The 15,091-nt window shown below is 61.6% G+C and carries 15 protein-coding genes; 6 read left to right on the top strand and 9 right to left on the bottom strand.

The window, feature by feature from the left end:
* Positions 1–49: 49 nt before the first annotated feature.
* A complete protein-coding gene (locus CLU94_RS20320; protein ID WP_099666953.1) occupies positions 50–601 on the bottom strand; it encodes an FKBP-type peptidyl-prolyl cis-trans isomerase in 552 nt (183 codons plus the stop codon).
* Between the two features lie 93 nt (positions 602–694).
* Between CLU94_RS20320 and CLU94_RS20315 the strand changes: the two genes are divergently transcribed.
* Both CLU94_RS20315 and CLU94_RS20310 read left to right on the top strand, forming a co-directional pair.
* The gene (locus tag CLU94_RS20315; protein ID WP_099666952.1) at positions 695–1,816 is read left to right on the top strand and encodes a ribosomal protein uL16 3-hydroxylase; all 1,122 of its coding nucleotides are present in this window, start codon (positions 695–697) and stop codon (positions 1,814–1,816) included.
* Positions 1,817–2,169: 353 nt separating this feature from the next.
* Positions 2,170–2,424 (top strand): hypothetical protein, encoded by a 255-nt coding sequence (locus tag CLU94_RS20310; protein WP_034783358.1) that lies wholly within the window; start codon positions 2,170–2,172, stop codon positions 2,422–2,424.
* Positions 2,425–2,595: 171 nt separating this feature from the next.
* Here the strand turns inward: CLU94_RS20310 and bamC are convergent, their stop codons facing one another.
* The 8 genes from bamC to CLU94_RS20270 form a co-directional block, all read right to left on the bottom strand.
* The gene (gene bamC, locus CLU94_RS20305; protein WP_099666951.1) at positions 2,596–3,789 is read right to left on the bottom strand and encodes an outer membrane protein assembly factor BamC; all 1,194 of its coding nucleotides are present in this window, start codon (positions 3,787–3,789) and stop codon (positions 2,596–2,598) included.
* An 80-nt stretch (positions 3,790–3,869) separates the two neighbouring features.
* Entirely contained in the window at positions 3,870–4,748 is an 879-nt protein-coding gene (gene dapA, locus CLU94_RS20300) for a 4-hydroxy-tetrahydrodipicolinate synthase (protein WP_099666950.1), read from the bottom strand.
* 84 nt (positions 4,749–4,832) lie between these two features.
* Positions 4,833–5,405, bottom strand: a complete 573-nt coding sequence (locus CLU94_RS20295; protein ID WP_099666949.1) for a class I SAM-dependent methyltransferase — start codon at positions 5,403–5,405, stop codon at positions 4,833–4,835.
* A gap of 42 nt (positions 5,406–5,447) precedes the next feature.
* A complete protein-coding gene (locus CLU94_RS20290) occupies positions 5,448–6,125 on the bottom strand; it encodes a site-2 protease family protein (RefSeq protein WP_099666948.1) in 678 nt (225 codons plus the stop codon).
* 94 nt (positions 6,126–6,219) lie between these two features.
* Positions 6,220–6,843, bottom strand: a complete 624-nt coding sequence (locus CLU94_RS20285) for an L-threonylcarbamoyladenylate synthase (RefSeq protein WP_077407642.1) — start codon at positions 6,841–6,843, stop codon at positions 6,220–6,222.
* Positions 6,844–6,881: 38 nt separating this feature from the next.
* The gene (gene htpX / locus CLU94_RS20280; protein WP_099666947.1) at positions 6,882–7,766 is read right to left on the bottom strand and encodes a protease HtpX; all 885 of its coding nucleotides are present in this window, start codon (positions 7,764–7,766) and stop codon (positions 6,882–6,884) included.
* A 92-nt stretch (positions 7,767–7,858) separates the two neighbouring features.
* Positions 7,859–8,692, bottom strand: a complete 834-nt coding sequence (locus CLU94_RS20275) for a 3',5'-nucleoside bisphosphate phosphatase (RefSeq protein WP_099666946.1) — start codon at positions 8,690–8,692, stop codon at positions 7,859–7,861.
* A 90-nt stretch (positions 8,693–8,782) separates the two neighbouring features.
* Positions 8,783–9,658 carry an alpha/beta fold hydrolase gene (locus tag CLU94_RS20270; protein ID WP_099666945.1) on the bottom strand — a complete coding sequence of 292 codons (876 nt, stop codon included), beginning with the start codon at positions 9,656–9,658 and terminating at the stop codon, positions 8,783–8,785.
* Between the two features lie 206 nt (positions 9,659–9,864).
* On the opposite strand from CLU94_RS20270, the gene CLU94_RS20265 reads away from it, so the two are divergent.
* The 4 genes from CLU94_RS20265 to CLU94_RS20250 all read left to right on the top strand — a co-directional run bounded on the left by CLU94_RS20265 (position 9,865) and on the right by CLU94_RS20250 (position 15,053).
* A complete protein-coding gene (locus CLU94_RS20265; protein ID WP_099666944.1) occupies positions 9,865–10,389 on the top strand; it encodes a gamma carbonic anhydrase family protein in 525 nt (174 codons plus the stop codon).
* 4 nt (positions 10,390–10,393) lie between these two features.
* Positions 10,394–11,374: an Hsp33 family molecular chaperone HslO gene (gene hslO, locus CLU94_RS20260; protein ID WP_099666943.1), complete on the top strand. Its 981-nt coding sequence runs from the start codon at positions 10,394–10,396 to the stop codon at positions 11,372–11,374.
* Positions 11,375–11,514: 140 nt separating this feature from the next.
* Positions 11,515–13,923, top strand: a complete 2,409-nt coding sequence (locus tag CLU94_RS20255) for a TonB-dependent receptor (RefSeq protein WP_257218888.1) — start codon at positions 11,515–11,517, stop codon at positions 13,921–13,923.
* On the top strand, positions 13,923–15,053 hold the full coding sequence (locus CLU94_RS20250) for a glycerophosphodiester phosphodiesterase (protein ID WP_099666942.1): 1,131 nt from the start codon (positions 13,923–13,925) through the stop codon (positions 15,051–15,053). Before CLU94_RS20255 ends, CLU94_RS20250 begins: the two co-directional genes overlap by 1 nt.
* Positions 15,054–15,091: the final 38 nt, after the last annotated feature.

The following is a 15,091-nucleotide window of genomic DNA, read 5'->3' as shown; positions in this document are numbered from 1 at the left end:
AGCGCACAAACGAACAGGCCGGCATAGAGCCGGCCTGGAACATGCAGTATTAATGAATCGGATGCGTACGGAAGTGGTCGCCCTCTTCGCCTTCGCCTTCATCATCTTCATCGCCATGGTCATGGCCGTGTGCGCCATGCACGTGGCCATGGGCAATTTCTTCTTCGGTGGCTTCGCGCACGTCGGCGACGGTCAGCGAGAAGCGCAGCGCGATGCCGGCCAGTGGATGGTTGCCGTCCAGCACGACCTTGTCGTCGGCGATATCGGTGACCGTGAAGATCATCGCTTCTTCGTCCGGCGAATCGCTTTCCGGCATGCCTTCGAACTGCATGCCCACCTCCAGCGGCTCAGGCAGGCGATTGCGCGGCTCGACCTTCACCAGGGCTGGATCGTATTCACCGAAAGCATCATCCGGTTCGATCTGGATCGTGTTGGAATAGCCAACTTCCTTGCCGTCGAGCTCTTCTTCGATCTTCGGCAAGGTGTTTTCATAATCACCGTGCAGGTAGACCATCGGCTGACGGCCGTCTTCGATCAGATTGTCTTGCGCGTCTGACAGTTTGTAGTTGACAGTCACGACCGTATTTTTGGCAATCTTCATTATGCTTCCTTTCATTGTATAAGCTGGCAAATTATACCTTCACGCCGCCAACGGCAGGCGCATTCCTGCATTTCCGGTTGTTATAATGGGCGCATGAAAACATTAACTCTCCTCGGCGATATCACGCCGGCGCAATTCCTGCGCGACTACTGGCATAAAAAACCCTTGTTGATCCGTCAAGCCGTGCCTGGCTTCAAGGCGCTGTTCGATTTCAAGGCCCTGGCCGAGCTGGCTACCCTCGATCACGTCGAATCGCGCCTGGTCAGCCATGCGGATGGCCACTGGAACATGCAGCAAGGCCCTTTGACCAGCCTGCCCTCGCTGAAACAGAAGGAATGGACCCTGCTGGTGCAGGGCGCCAACCTGCACAGCGCCAAGGCCGACGCCCTGCTGCGCCAGTTCCGCTTCCTGCCGGACTCGCGCCTGGACGACCTGATGGTCAGCTTCGCCACCGATGGCGGCGGCGTGGGCCCGCATTTCGATTCCTATGACGTATTCCTGCTGCAAGGCCAGGGCAAGCGCCACTGGCGCATCGGCGCGCAGAAAGACCTGAGCCTGATCGACGGCTTGCCGCTGAAAATCCTCAGCAACTTCACGCCCGATGAAGAATTCACGCTGGAACCGGGCGACATGCTGTATCTGCCGCCCCACTACGCGCACGACGGCGTGGCCATCGGCGATTGCCAGACGTATTCGATCGGCTTCCGCTCGCCCACGTTCCAGGAGCTGGGCGAAGCGTTCCTGCAATTCATGGCCGACTCGATCGACTTGCCGGGCATCTACAGCGATCCGGACCTGACAGCGTCGGGCAAACCGGCGGAAATCCCCCGTGAAATGCTCAGCACCATCACGGAAGAAATGAACAAGGTGCGCTTCACGGAAGAAGATGTGACCATTTTCCTCGGTGAACACCTGTCGGAACCGAAGCACAATGTCTTTTTCACGCCGCTGTCCAAGCCGCTGACGGTGGGCCGCTTCGCGGACGCCGCACAGAAGAAGGGTGTCGTGTTGTCGCGCAAGACCCTGATGCTGTATCGTGGCAAGAATGTCTTCATCAATGGCGAATCGTTTGCCATTGGCAAGGCCGATAAAGCGGCCCTGGAAACCCTGGCCAACGAACGCGCCCTCGATGGCGCCGCCGTGGCCCAGGCTTCCGATGACGTGATGGATGCGTTATATACGTGGTATCAGGATGGCTGGCTCGAACTGGCTTGAATGGGGGCGGCGTAGCAAAGTGGTATTACAGTAGGTAAAATAACAGCATCTGCGTTAGCGCAATAAAACATATTATTTTTATATCGTTTTGTCGCGCTTTCGCAAATCGCTTACACTTGCTTGCAATTTGCTTCGGCAAATATTGCGATATCACAAAATAGTTGCGAATTTGCCTCTTGCTCCTATTGCGACGCACCAAAAATCGCTATAATATTCGGTTAGGAAGTTTCCGTTGTCTGGCAGGCACCACCTGGTACGAAAAGCCTTCGAAGACGACCTAACGAGCGATAATTACCGGTAATTATTCATCGCAACAATATTGATTTATTTTTTGAAATAATTAAGGAAAACAAATGAAAAAATCCCTGCTGATCGCCTCCCTGATGGTTGTTGCTCTGGCTGCTTGCAGCAAAAAAGAAGAAGCTCCTGCACCAGCACCAGTAGTTGAAACCCCAGCACCAGCACCAGCAGTTGAAGCTGCTCCAGCTGCTGCTGCTGACGCTGCTGCTTCGGCCGCTACCGACGCTGCTGCTGCTGCTTCGGCTGCCGCTTCGGCCGCTACCGACGCTGCTTCGGCTGCTTCGGCTGCTGCATCGGCTGCTAAGTAATTTAGCACCCTGCACTAAAGAAAGCCGACCTTCGGGTCGGCTTTTTTGCGTCCGGCGTTTTATCCGCAGGATATAAGGCCGGACGCAGGCAATAAAAAAGGCTGCGCCGGTTTCCCGGATCAGCCTTTTTTATTGCGCGGCAGGTTGTGATACCCGCCGCAAATGCACCGCTTACTTCAACTGCTCGTTCAGCAAGCCCAGGATCTTCTCGGCCACTGGCGAGACGTCGGGCTGGCCTTCGTTGCTGAGAATGCTGACCAGGCTGGTCGAGCCATTGCCGGCCTTGACCAGGACGCGGTAGCGCTGCGCTTCCTTGTCCTTGTCGGACGACGAACCCCAGCTGAACAGTTTCGAGAAGAAACCATCCTTCTTGACCGCGTCCGGATCGACGTAACGCACGAAATACGTGCCTTGCGTGCGGTCGCGGTCTTCCACGGTGAAGCCGACGCGGTCCAGCGCCAGGCCGACACGGCGCCAGGCGCGGTCGAAACCTTCATCGACTTCGATGGCGCGCGCCGGCGTGGCGGCATCGCCCACCAGCTTGGCGTGCAGCGGCTGCACGATGGCGCCGTCAACGGCTGTCTTCGCTTGTGCTTCGTCACTGGCCGCGCCCAGGCGCGTCATCAGCTTGGCCAGGAATTGCGCTTCCAGGCCCGGATCGTTGGGACGCGCGGTCCAGGTGGTGGTTTCCTTGTCGCGGCCCGTGACGACCTCTTCCACGCCACGGTGGCTGATGTAGATCTCGGTCGAACCATCGGCCAGACGTTCAACGCGGGTACGGAACTTGTCTTTTTCACCAGTCGAGTACATCGAATCGAAGGCCTTGCCGATGGTGTTGCGGATAAAGTCTTGCGGCAGCTTGGCGCGGTTCTCGTTCCACTCGGTTTCCATGATGCCAGCCGTCGGCTGGTCGATGGCGACGGTAAAGCCCGAATCTTCCCAGAATTGCTTGAGTTGCGGCCACAGCACTTCAGGCGACTGCTTGACGACCAGCCAGCGCTGGTTGCCCGCGCGCTCGACCTTCACGCCACCGGCCGTGACGGGCACGACACCCACCACGCCGTCGGCGCCCACGATGACGGGCGTGCCGGCCGTGGCGTTGCGCTGCGCGTTGTAGCCGGAAGCCGTGGCCACGCCGTTTTTCGCATCCGGCAAGGAATAACGGTTGTCCTGCTGCAATTGCGTCAGGTCAGGCGGCACGTCCAGGGTGCTGGCTTTCTTGACCGACTTATAGTCGACCTTGTCGCCGCCGACTACCGAACTGATCATGCCGCAGCCCGCGAGGCTGGCTGCGACGGCGCCGATGACGATGCCGCGGACGGCGATGGTGGCAGGCGCCGGTTTGGTTTTCTTGCAATTAGTCATGTCGTAACTGGATAAGAAGCTAAGTAGCAGCTGGAATCAGGAAAGGTCCGGGCTGGTCAAGCCCGGGCTTGAAGTTCGGCTTAAGACAGGATGCCAGCGTCGCGCAAGGCATCGCGCACGGTGGCATGGCAATTTTCAGCCAGCGGCACCAGTGGCAAGCGTATGCCGGCTGGCATCAGGCCCATTTCGGCCAGCGCCCATTTGACGGGCACCGGGTTGGGCTCGACAAACAATTTCTGGTGCAAAGGGAACACTTTGTTATTGATGGCAATCGCCGTGGCGCGCTCGCCCGCCATGGCTGCCACGCACAGTTCGTGCATGGCGCGCGGCGCAACGTTGGCCGTCACGGAAATGTTGCCGTGGCCGCCGCAGAACATCAGCGCCATGGCCGTCGGATCGTCGCCCGAGTACACGGCGAAGTCCGCTGGAACCAGGCGCAGCAGGTCGATGCCGCGGCCGATATTGCCGGTCGCATCTTTCACGCCGACGATATTCGGGATGGCGGACAGGCGCACGATGGTCTCGTTGCTCATGTCGGCAACCGTGCGGCCAGGCACGTTGTACAGGATGACGGGAATGTCGACGGCTTCGGCGATGGCCTTGAAGTGCTGGTACATGCCTTCCTGGGTAGGACGGTTGTAGTACGGCACCACTTGCAAGACAGCATCGGCGCCCGCTTCTTTCGCGTAGCGCGTCAGTTTGATGGCCTCGGCCGTGGAGTTGCCTCCGGCGCCGGCGATGATAGGAATGCGTCCCTTGGCATGTTCGACGGTCAACTGGATCAGTTCGCAGTGTTCTTCCACGCTGACTGTTGCCGATTCGCCCGTCGTGCCAACGATGACGATGCCGTCCGTACCCTCGGCGATATGCCAGTCGATCAGCTTGCGCAGACCTGGAAAGTCCAGACTGCCGTCTGCGTGCATCGGGGTGACGATTGCTACAATGCTGCCCTTGATCATAGTAAGTTTATAGCGCCGATAAATAAAACAACGATTGTAGCGGATAGCCCGCGCCTGTGGTGCATTCTGACATAGTATGGCCGCTCAAAACGTCGGCAGCAGGGCTGCCAACCGTGGAAAATCCGGCCGGACGGCGCAAATTCGTTGCACCAGAGCAGCTTTTGGCTGTTCCACGCGCCCATCCTCATACGCTACCACACGCAAGCCGTGCTGCACCGCCCAGGTCAGCATTTCGCCTTCCTTCAGCAGGAATTTCGGATTCGACGGCTTGCCGAACTGTTCATTGCCCTCGGCAAACGTTTCATACAGCAACACGCCATCGGGCGCCAGGCTGGCCACCATGGCTTCCAGCAGCGGCCGGTGCAGATAATTGGTGACGACGATGCCGGCAAAGCGGCCGGGAGCGAAAGGCCACACGGCGCCCGGCGCTTCCAGGTCCACCAGCGAGGTGGTGATGCCCGTGCCAGCCGCCTTTTCCAGCATTTCCGGATCATGGTCGAGCGCGATCACGGGGTGGCCCAGGCTTACCAGGTGACGCGCGTGGCGGCCTGCGCCGCAGGCCAGGTCCAGCACCTCGCCGCCCGGGATCAGGGGCGCCCAGCGGCGCAGCCAGCCGGAAATCGCTTCGGTTTCTAATATTGGTTCAGTTACTTGCATCGGTACTTCCATCAATTATGTGTGGCCATCCAGTTGCTTGTATCAAGTCAACAGGGCCGTCAGGGGCGTGACCAGGGTGACAAAGATGCCGATGACAAATTCGATCGCCGCCAGCAAGGCGCGGTTCAAGATGCCCGTGTACATCAGCAGCACCAGGGCGCCGAAGACATACAGGCTGTAGCGCTCGATGCTGGCGTAAGGGCGCGCCAGCTGCATCGGCAGCAAGCCCGTCATGATGCGTCCGCCATCGAGGGGCGGCACGGGAATCAGGTTAAAGACGAACATGGCCGCATTCACGCTGACGCCGGCGCCCGCCATCTTGCGGAAAAACATGCCCATTTCCGTCGGCGGCAGGACGCTGAGCACGACGAAGGCGATCATCCAGCCCAGGCCCATGACGAAATTGGCGCCAGGCCCGGCAAACGCCACCCAGGCCATCTGCTTCTTCGGATTGCGCAGGCGGCTGAAATCGACGGGCACCGGCTTGGCATAGCCGAACGGCACCTGGATCGTGAAATACAGCATCAAGGGCAGCAAGATCGTGCCGAAAGGGTCGATATGCCGCATGGGATTGAGGCTCAGCCTGCCCTCGTTCGAGGCCGTGGGGTCGCCGAAATAGCGGGCCGCGTAGCCGTGCGCCGCCTCATGCAGGGAAATGGCAAACAGCACCGGCACCAGGTAGACCGCAACGGTCTGGACTATCGTATTGAAATCGCTCATGACCGCGATTCTACCAGAGGCGAACTAGGCTCTTTCTTACGTTGTCATTAAGAACAGGTGAAGACCGGCGCCGCAACGGACGCGCCGTGCCCCTCTACAAACCCAGCACGGCCGGGTCGCCACGCCCCACGCGCACCACTTCCGGCTCCGGCCCCGTCAGGTCGATCACGGTGCTCGGGCCATGCGCGCAGACGCCGCCGTCGACGATCAGGTCGACCAGTTTTTCCAGCCGCTCGCGGATCGTGTCGGCATCCGTCAGGCTGTCTTCGTCGCCCGGCAAGGTCAATGTCGCGCCCAGCAGCGGCTGGCCCAGCTCTTCCAGCAGGCATTGCACGATGCGGTGCTGCGGCACGCGCAGGCCGATGGTCTTGCGCGAAGGATGGCTGAGGCGGCGCGGCACTTCCTTCGTCGCTTCCAGGATGAACGTGTAGGCGCCGGGCGTGGCCGCCTTGAGCAGGCGGAACTGGCGGTTGTCCACGCGGGCATACACGCCCAGCTCGCTCAAGTCGCGGCACAGCAAGGTCAAATGGTGCTTTTCATCCACGCCACGGATGCGGCGCAGGCGCTCGACGGCGCCCTTGTCGTCGAGCTGGCACACCAGCGCGTAGCAGGAGTCGGTGGGCAAGGCCACCACGCCGCCGGACTGGATGATCTGCGCCGCCTGCTTGATCAGGCGCAATTGCGGATTGTCGGGGTGAATATGAAAAAATTGACTCATGTGTAAGCGTTCTGGCGAACCAGCTTGTTAAGTTGGCATTATTGTACGCTGCGCAGCGCGGCGATGCGTTGTTCGAGCGGTGGATGGGTGGCAAACAGCGCGCCCCAGCCGCCATTGCCGCCGCTGATGCCCAGCGCCTGCATCGATTGCGGCAACTCGCCCGGCGGCACGCCGCCCAGGCGGGCCAGCGCATGCATCATCGGCGTGGGGCTGCCCAGCAGCTTGGCCGAACCGGCGTCGGCGCGGAATTCGCGCTGGCGCGAAAACCAGGCCACGATGATGGAAGCGAGCAAGCCGAAGATCACTTCGCACACCATCACGGTCACAAAGTAACCGATGCCGCGTCCGCCGCCTTCACGGTTGTTATTTTTCAACAGGACATTGTCGACAAAGAAACCCACCACGCGGGCCATGAAGACGACGAAGGTATTCACCACGCCCTGGATCAGGGTCAAGGTGACCATGTCGCCATTCGCGACGTGGGCGATCTCGTGGCCCAGCACGGCTTCCACTTCATCGCGGTTCATGCTTTGCAGCAAGCCCGTGGACACGGCCACCAGCGCCGAATTCTTGAAGGCGCCCGTGGCGAACGCATTCGCGTCGCCTTCGTACACGGCCACTTCCGGCATGCCGATGCCGGCCCGCTCGGACAGCGCGCGTACGGTATTGACCAGCCACAACTCCGTCGACGACGTCGGATTGTCGATCACGCGCGCGCCCGTGCTCCACTTGGCCATGGGTTTGCTGATCAACAGCGAAAAGATCGAGCCCGTGAAGCCCACCACCAGCGAAAACACCAGCAGGCTGCCCAGGTTCAGGGTACTGCCGCGCGCCGGATTGCCCACGCCCAGCAAACTGAGCACGAGCGACAGCACCAGCATCACGGCCAGGTTGGTTGCAATAAACAGGACGATACGTTTCATGGGCGATGGCTCCGGAAAACAAGAATGACTAAAAGATAAGTATGCAGTCGCGACTTTTCAAGCCCGCGCGGCAGGCGCAGGCCAGCCGCGCCCTAGAACCAGTCGTGCCAGATTGGCGTGACATTCGATGGTAAAGGCGGCAACATGGCAAAATCCACGCGCGACTCGCCCGGCGCATGGAAATCCGTGCCGCGCGAGGCGAGGAAGCCGTAGGCGTTGGCCAGCTGCGCGTATTCCGGATACTGGTCCGGGCTGTGGCTGCCCGTGACGACCTCGATGGCCACGCCGCCGAGTTGTTTGAATTCATCGAACAGCACGCCTTGCGCCATGTCGCTGAAGCGGTAGCGACCCGGATGGGCGATGACGGCCACGCCGCCCGCGCCGCGGATCCAGCCGACCGCTTCGGCCAGGGTGGCCCAGCGGTGCTCGACGTAGCCCGGCTTGCCTTCCGACAGGTATTTCTTGAACACGTCGGGAATATTCGCGCATTTCCCCGTTTCCACGATGTAACGGGCAAAGTGCGTGCGCGACATCAGGTCCGGGTTGCCGACGAATTTCAAGGCCCCTTCATAGGCGTCGGGGATGCCGGCCAGGTCCAGCTGGCGGGCGATTTCGCGGCCGCGCGCGTCGCGGCCCGAACGCGTGCGGTGCAAGCCCTGCACGAGACCCGGATTGTTTTCATCGACTTGCAAGCCGACGATGTGCACGGTTTCGCCGGCCCACGTGATGGAAATTTCCACGCCGGCCACGAAGCGCATGCCCAGGTCCAGCGCGGCCGTGCGCGCGGCGGCGACGCCGGACACTTCATCGTGGTCCGTCAGCGCCCACACGTCCACGCCCGCCTTGCGCGCGTAAGCGGCCACGGCGGCCGGTGACAGCACGCCGTCGGAGATATTCGAATGACAATGCAGGTCGACTTTAAGCATGTGAAAACAATACCCTGCACGGGCTCAGCATGGAAGAAGTTTTCATTGTACGCTGCTTGGCCAATCGCGCTGCAGCGTTCCCGACACACATCAGGCCAAAAACGCTTCCACCAGGCGCGCCAGTGCCTGCGGTTGATCATGATGCAGCATGTGGCCCGCATCCGCCATCATCTCGCAGCGCACATCCTTGATGCAGGCCAAACGCCGGTCGATTTCGATGCGCGCCTGTTCCTTTGGCCCCATCCATTGCCACATATTCGTGTCATCGGCCTCCACCCACAGCACGGGCGCCGTGATGCGGCGCCAGCACGCCATCACTTCTTCCACCTGGTACAGGATGGGATTGACGCGCTTGTGCTGCGGGTCGCCCAGGATGTCCCACTCGCCCGCCTCGTTGCGCGCCGACCAGTGTTCGGCCAGGAAAGCGGCGCGCTCGTCCGGCAGGCGCGGATTGGTCTTTTGCAGGCGCTCGGCCACGGCGCGCTGCGAAGGATAGCTGCGCATGGCGGGCGGCTCGCGCAATTCGTCCAGCCACTTGGCGTAGCGGCCCGGCGCCTGCTCCGGCTGCGTTGCCATCATGCCGAAGCCTTCCAGGTTGATGAAGCGGCTGATGCGTTCGGGGCGCACGCCCGCGTACAGGCCCGCCACGTTGGCGCCCATGCTGTGGCCCAGCAAGTTGACGGGCACGTCCGGCGAATAGTGCAGCAGCATGGCGTCCAGGTCGGCCAGGTAGTCGGGGAACCAGTAGGTGTCCGATTGCGTGTAGTCGCTGAGGCCAAAGCCGCGCCAGTCGGGCGCGATCACGTGCCAGTCGCCCTGCAACTCGTCGACGACGAACTGGAACGAGGCGGCCACGTCCATCCAGCCGTGCACCATGAACAGGATGGGCGCGCCTTCGCGGCCCCAATGGCGCACATGCGTACGGGCGCCGCGGATGTTGATGAATTCGGAACGGGAAAGTTTCATGGGTTTCATCGGATGCCTGCCTTGAAAGTGGCGCAGATGGCGCCACATGCTGTGTCTGTAGATAGGGCGCACATAAAAGTACGACCGTTCGATAATTATACCGGATTAACGGCCGGCGCTCGGACTTGCCCTGCAACAGCGTAAAATAGCGCAAAACTTCCGCGTCCGGCCGTGCCCGGCGCTTCCACCACCGCCACAGGCTAACGATGACACTCTACCAATTGGGCGCCGATGCGCCGCTGATTGATGCTTCCGCTTTTGTTGCCGACACGGCCAACGTGATCGGCAAGGTGACCCTGGAAGCGAATACGTCCGTATGGTTCGGCGCCACGATCCGCGGCGACAACGAACGCATCACCGTGGGCGCCAACAGCAATGTGCAGGAAGGCGCCGTGCTGCACACGGACCCGGGCTACCCGCTGGACATCGGCCGGAACGTGACCATCGGCCACCAGGCGATGCTGCATGGCTGCACGATCGGCGATGGCGCCCTGGTCGGCATACAGGCCGTGATCCTGAACGGCGCGAAGATCGGCAAGAACTGCCTGGTCGGCGCGGGTGCGCTGGTCACGGAAGGCAAGGAATTTCCCGACAATATGCTGATCATCGGCTCACCGGCGAAAGCCGTGCGGGTCCTGACGGCAGACGATATCACCAGGCTACAAGGCAACGCCGTGAACTATGTGCAACGCGGCCAGCTATTTAATACGCAACTCAAGAAGATTGGATAAGAGAATGACGACTGAAACCACGGGCGCAATCAGCGCAGCCGTTAGCGGCCAGGATACCCTGCAAAAATTTATTTTCGACAACGCCGCCGTGCGCGGCCAGTTCATCGACGTTTCGACCACGTGGCAGGAAGTGGTGTCGCGCCACGCCTACCCGACGGCCGTGAAAAAAGTGCTGGGCGAAATGGTGGCTGCCGCCGCCCTGCTGTCGGCCAACCTGAAATTCAACGGTTCCATCATCATGCAAATCCATGGCGACGGCCCCGTGCGCCTGATGGTGGTCGAGTGCGACTCCGACCTGCGCCTGCGCGCCACGGCCAAGCTGGACCCGGACGCCACGATTCCCGACGTGGCCACCGTGCCGCAATTGCTCAACGCCACGGGCAAGGGCCGCTTCATCATCACCCTGGACCCGGCCGACAAGGTGCCGGGCCAGCAACCGTACCAGGGCATCGTGCCGCTGGACGGCGACGACATGGCCACCGTGATCGAAAACTACATGTTGCGTTCGGAACAGCTCGACACCCGCCTGTGGCTGGCCACGGACGACAGCGTCTCGCGCGGCCTGCTGCTGCAAAAGCTGCCCCACCATGGCGGCAAGGCCGAAGCGACGCCCGTGTCGGAAGAAGACGCGCTGGACACGTGGAACCGCGCCGTGATGCTGGCGTCGACCCTGAAAGAGGCGGAAATCCTGTCGACGGATATCGATACCCTGATGCAGCGCTTGTTCTGGGAAGAAACGATCCGCGTCTTCGACCCGCTGCACCCGAGCTTCCATTGCACTTGCACGCGCGAAAAAGTGGGCAATATGCTCAAGATGCTGGGCGAGGAAGAAGTCAACAGCACCCTGGAAGAAGTGGGCCAGGTGGGCGTGAACTGCGATTTCTGCGGCCAGCACTATGAATTCGACAAGGTCGATTGCGCACAGCTGTTCATTACGGATGCGCCGGCCGAAGTCTTGATTCCCCCCGCGGCAAGTATTAACTAATTGTAATAATCCCCGCGCCGCCCCTCAGGCGGCGCAATTGTTTCTGCTGTCATCTTCCCGTCATCAGTTCGTCATCAGCCCGTCACGCGCCGCCGTTACGCTGCGCAGCTTGTATTACTTCCAATACTTTCCACAGGCTGATGATGAATACCCACTTGACGCTGGCCCTGCGCCGCCACTCCTTCCACGTGTTGCTGGGCGCTTGCGCCGCAGGCCTCTCCTTGCCGGCCCTGGCGCAAACGGCCGTCGCCGCCGCCGTGGCGTCCGCCGCCACCGACATGGCCGCAGCCCCCGCTGCCGACGACAATGCACCGATGGCCACCGTGGAGATTTCCTCGCGCAAGACGCGCTCTTCCGTCGCCCTGAGCAAGAATGAAATCCAGAAAATCCTGCCCGGCACGAATCCGTTAAAGGCCCTGCAAACCCTGCCTGGCGTCAGCTTCCAGACGGCCGACCCATGGGGCAACAACGAGCAAAACCTGTCGCTGTTCGTGCATGGTTTTTCTGGACAGCAACTGGGCTACACCATGGACGGCGTGCCGCTGGGCGACCAGCAGTACGGCAACTACAACGGCCTGTCGCCGCAGCGCGCCGTGATCAGCGAAAACGTGCGCAGCGTCGTGCTGTCCTCGGGCGCGGGCGACCTGGCCACGGCCTCGACCAGCAACCTGGGCGGCACCATCGAAACCTATTCCAGCGACCCGCTGGCCACGCAGGGCGCCAGCGTGCAGCAAACGGTGGGCAGCCACCGCACGTCGCGCACGTTTGCCCGCTATGACACGGGCGCCTTCGGCGATGGCAGCAGCGCCTATTTTTCCATCCTGCACCATGAAGCGCGCGCCTGGGACTTCGATGCGCGCCAGGGCGGCGACCAGTTCAACGCAAAATACGTCAACCGCAGCGAGGCGGGCAAGCTGACCCTGTTCTTCAATTACTCGGACAAGATCGAGCCGAACGAAGACAGCACCGTACACGTGGCGGGCGAAACGAGCGCGCCATACACGCGCCCCTTCCTGTATCCGGACTTCAAGGCGGCCCTGAATTACCTGTCCCCGACGGGCGCCACGCCTGCCGCGGACGGCAACAATTACCGCAACTACTACAGCGATGCGCAGCGCACCGATTACCTGGCCTACGCCAAGTTCGACGCCAACTTATCCGAAGGCATGACGTGGTCGAACCAGGTGTATTACCACAAGGATGACGGCGCGGGCGTGGTGGCCGGCCCCATCGGCGTGGCCGGCTTGCCGGGCCTGTTCAGCGTGTACTACCCGAAACAGAACCTGAAACAGGTGTTCGGCAACTCGGGCTACGCCGTGCGCACGACGGAATACGACATCAAGCGGGGCGGCTTCCTTTCCACCCTGCGCAAGGAAATCGGCAATCACCAGCTGGAAGCAGGCCTGTGGCTGGAACAGAACCGCTCGTCCGCCTACCGCCGCTGGTATGCGCTGGACGTCAACAACCCGACGTCGCCGTACGACCGCCCCAGCAATCCTTTGATCACGCAATACGGCAGCGAGATCGACAACAAGGTGGTGCAGCTGCACTTGCAGGATGAATGGCGCATCCGCCCCGATATCGCCCTGCAAGCCGGCTTCAAGTCCAGCCTGCAATTTGCCGATGGCCAATTCCCCGTGCAGCCGGCCAAGGGCGCCATCGCCGGCGGCTCGACGGCCTTGCCGGTCGGCACCATCAACACGAAAAAATGGTTCTTGCCGCAAGTGGGCGCGCGCTGGGATTTCACGCCGCAAGACCAGCTGTACTTCAATATCCAGAAAAACATGCGCCAGTTCGTCACCTATGGCGGCGGCGGCGCGTCGCCCTGGAGCTTGTCGAGCCAGGCCGCGTTTGATTTGTTCAAGCGCGACGCCAAACCGGAAACGGCCCTCACCTATGAAGTGGGCGTGCGCGGCAGCCACCCATTGAGCCTGGGCGCCATCACGGCCATCGATGGCCAGGTCAACGTCTACCACGTCGATTTCAGCAACCGTTTGCTGCAGATCAGCCCAACGCCCGTGATTTCCTCCATCATTGGCGGCAACCCCGTGCTGGCCAACGTGGGCAGCGTGCGCACGGACGGCATCGATATCGCGGGCACCGTGCACTTCGGCAACAATTTCTCGTTCTACAATGCCCTGTCGTACAACCGCTCGCAGTACGCGGACAATTACAACAATGGCGCCGCGCTGGTCTTGACGGCGGGCAAGAACGTGCCGGGCTCGCCTGAATGGCTGAACAAGTTTGTTGCTTCCGCCACGTTTGGCGACATCGAAGTGCAACTGACGGGAGACTATGTGGGCAAGCGCTACGCGACGTACACCAACGATCTGTCCGTCCCAAGCTATTTCCTGATGGGCCTGGGCGTGTCGGGCAAGCTGCCGGCCATGGCCGGCTGGCTGAAAAACCCGCGCTGGCGCGTGAATGTGAGCAACCTGGCCAACCGCGAAGGCTCCTTGAACGTGGTGGTGGGCGCGGCCGACAAGACGTATAACACCTTCCCCATCGCCCCGCGCCAGGGCTTCCTCACCTTGACGGCGGACTTCTGATGCGTACGCCTATCCTTCCGCAACGGCATTTTTCGCGCCGCAGCTTCGTCCAGGCGGCCGTCGGCGGCCTGGCGCTGGCCGCCGCGCCCGGCTTTGCCGCGGGCCTGCTGGAAACAAAGCCAAGCCGTCCGCTTGTCTTCGCCCACCGGGGCGCCAGCGCCCTGCGTCCCGAGCATACCTTGGCGTCCTACGCCAAGGCCATCCTCGACGGCGCCGACTACGTCGAGCCGGACCTGGTGGCCACGCGCGACGGCATTCTCGTGGCCCGCCACGAAAGCAACCTGATCGACACCACCGACGTGGCGCGCCGTCCCGAGTTTGCCAGCCGGCGCGGCAAGAAGATGGTCGACGGCGAATGGCACGAAGGCTGGTTCGTCGACGACTTCACGCTGGCGGAATTGAAAACCCTGCGCGCCATCGAACGGCTGCCGAAAGTACGCACCGGCAACACCTTGTACGATGGACAATTCCAGATCCCCACCTGGGAAGAAATCATCGATTTTGTTGCAGCGCAATCAGCCGCCAGCGGACGCGTCATCGGCCTCGTGCCGGAGCTGAAAAGCTCCACGTATTTCCGCGATGCGGGCCTGGCGCTGGAAGACCGTTTCCTGTCGACCCTGCTGGCGCACGAGTACACGCGCCGCGCGCCCATCGAAATCCAGTCCTTCGAAGTGGCCAATTTGAAATACTTGCGCGAGAAGCTGGGACGGCGCGCCAACGTGCGCCTGATGCAGCTGGTGGTGGGCGGCGACATCCGCCCGATGGACGTGGCCAAGGCGGGCGGCAAGCTGACGTTTGGCCAGATGACGACGCCGGCCGGCCTGCGCGACATCGCCGCCTACGCGGACGTGGTGGCGCCGCCAACGCGAGGAATCATCCCGCTGGGCGCCGACCAGCGCCTGGCCAAGCCCTCTTCCATCGTCGACGATGCGCACCAGGCGGGCTTGCTGCTGCACACGTGGACCTTCCGTCCGGAAAACCGCTTCCTGGCGGCCGACTTCCGCGACGGCAATGGCGAGAATGCGCGCAACGAAGCGGGATCCGTGGCGGAAATGCGGCGCTATATCGAGACGGGACTCGACGGTTTTTTCAGCGACGATCCGGGTTTGGGACGCATCGCCGCAGGATAAACATTTCGTAACAAATTCATTTTCAGGGCGTGGCCGAT

Origin of the sequence: Janthinobacterium sp. 13 (genome assembly GCF_002749695.1) — a bacterium.
GTDB classification, from domain to species: Bacteria; Pseudomonadota; Gammaproteobacteria; order Burkholderiales; family Burkholderiaceae_D; genus Janthinobacterium; species Janthinobacterium kumbetense.
The sequence above is the reverse complement of the archived record's forward strand: the minus strand, read 5'-3'. Positions and strand labels throughout refer to the sequence as shown.